General features: G+C 63.3%; 3 protein-coding genes. All 3 read right to left on the reverse strand.

Going from position 1 to position 2,125, the window contains the following annotated elements; translation table 11 throughout:
* A partial coding sequence (locus RKP46_RS18635; RefSeq protein WP_311108011.1) for an amino acid ABC transporter substrate-binding protein occupies nt 1-701 on the reverse strand: 701 nt, incomplete at its 3' end.
* Between the two features lie 86 nt (nt 702-787).
* Nucleotides 788-1,573 (reverse strand): 3'-5' exonuclease, encoded by a 786-nt coding sequence (locus RKP46_RS18640; protein ID WP_311108019.1) that lies wholly within the window; start codon nt 1,571-1,573, stop codon nt 788-790.
* 7 nt (nt 1,574-1,580) lie between these two features.
* On the reverse strand, nt 1,581-2,125 hold a 545-nt coding region (locus tag RKP46_RS18645), incomplete at its 5' end, for a pyridoxal-phosphate dependent enzyme (protein ID WP_311108012.1).

A 2,125-nucleotide genomic window follows, 5' to 3' on the forward strand; every position in this document is an offset into this window, starting at 1 on the left:
CGCAGCATCAGCGCATACGGCTCGTACGAGAAAGTCTCCGGTCCGAGCGACCAGTCGGTCTGCTTGCCGGCGTCGAGCGCCAGTCCGGTAAGCAGCGAGCGGTCGGCAAAGTACGCATCCACCCTTCCGCCGAGCAAGGCGGCCAGGCCTTGCGCGTGATCGCCCACCTCGACGACCTCGGCGGAAAGTTTGTGCCGGGCGAGAATTTCGGCGAGCGTTCGCTGATTGGTCGTCGCCGCCGCGACGGCTATCCTTTTTCCGGCGAGATCGTCGACGCGGCGATTTCCGGCAGCGCGCCGGTACAGGTAGCTGGCGCCGTCGGCAAAGATCGGCAGGCTGAAATCTACTTCCGCCATGCGCGCCAGCGAACTCGTCGTCGAGCCACACTCGACATCGATTTGCCCTGACCTGAGTTTGCTGATCCGGTTGCCCGGCGTCACCGCTACCCAGTGCAACTGCAGTTCGTCGAGCTCGAGCTGCTTGACGACGGCGGCGGCAATACGCAGACAGAGATCGACCGAGTAGCCCCACGGCTGATTGTCCTCGCCGGTAAATGAGAAAGGAATCGAGCTCTCACGATAGCCGAAGCTGATGCTCTTCGACGCGCGTATCCTGTCCAGCGTACCCGCCGCCAGTGCCGGCAGGGCAAGCAGCGACAGCAGGCTGACGGAAACCAGCGCACACCAGCGGGCGAGCCTCATACAGTTTTTCCTCCTCATCATGTCTATCAAGTTCCTCCCGGAAAGCGGCGAGCGATCGCGTGCACGTCTGGCGTCGGCAACCCCGGCTAGCGCCAGGCGGCGAGGAATTCCAGCCAATGCGCCCGGCCGGTCTTTTCGATTTCGTGGCGCACGAAAGCGATTTCTTCCGCATACTCGGCAAGCCCCAGTTCGCCACGCATCAGGCGAAAGCGTATCGACACCAGATAGGTGTTGAGCACATCGGTTTCGCAGTAGTTCCGAATCGCGGCGGTTTCCCCGGCAAGCCACGCGTCCCAGACCTTGCCGCCGTCCATGCCGAGTTTTCCCGGAAAGCCGATCAGCTTGGCCAACTCGTCGAGCGGCACGGCGGCGCGCGCCTGATAGAGCGCCAGCAAGTCCATCAGATCGAGATGGCGCGTGTGATAGCGGCCGATGTAGTTGTTCCACTTGAAGTCGCGGCTGTCGGGGTAGTCGGCGTCGCCCAGGTCCCAGTAGCGCGGCGCGACAACACCATGCAACAGACCCCGGTAATGCAGTACCGGCAGGTCGAAACCACCGCCGTTCCACGAGACGAGTTGCGGGGTGAACTTCTCGATTCCGTCGAAGAAGCGCTGGATGATCTCGCCTTCGCTCTGCTCGGGAGCGGCCAGCGACCAGATGCGCAGGTCCTTGCCGGCGCGCAGCAGGCACGAGATGACGACGACGCGCTGCACGTGCAGGGGAAGAAAATCGTGCCCGTGCGCCGCCCGGCGCTGCTGGAAAGCCAGTTCGGCAACTTCGCTGTCGGATAGATCAGGCGCCAGACCATGCACCCGGCGCAGCCCGGCGACATCGGGAATGGTCTCCAGATCAAAGACGAGAACCGGCTTCATCATCCGATCAAGCGGGAAACACTCCGGTTGACAGGTAACGATCACCGCGGTCGCAGACAATGCTGACAATCGTCGCGTTTTCGAGTTCGCTGGCCAGGCGCAGCGCAACAGCCAAGGCACCGCCGGAAGAAATCCCGGCAAAGATTCCTTCCTCGCTGGCCAGACGACGCGTCAGGTGCTCGGCTTCGCCCTGTGATACCGACTCGATGCGGTCGACCAGCGACGGATCGTAGATCTTCGGCAGGTAGGCCGCCGGCCACTTGCGAATGCCCGGAATCTGCGAACCCTCCTCCGGCTGGCAGCCGACGATGCGGACCTGCGGATTGCGTGCCTTCAGGTAGCGCGACACGCCCATGATCGTCCCCGTCGTCCCCATGCTGCTGACGAAGTGCGTCACGCTGCCGGAGGTTTGCCGCCAGATCTCAGGACCGGTTCCGGCAAAATGCGCCAAGGGGTTGTCCGGGTTGGCGAACTGATCCAGGATGATGCCACGCCCGTCGTTGCGCATGCCTTCGGCGACATCGCGCGCCAGTTCCATCCCGCCGTCACGTG

The organism is Accumulibacter sp., assembly GCF_031732815.1.
Lineage (GTDB): Bacteria > Pseudomonadota > Gammaproteobacteria > Burkholderiales > Rhodocyclaceae > Accumulibacter.

Excerpts from the sequence above, each read along its gene's own strand:
- RKP46_RS18640 (WP_311108019.1), bottom strand. The coding sequence starts at position 1,573 with ATGAAGCCGGTTCTCGTCTTTGATCTGGAGACCATTCCCGATGTCGCC.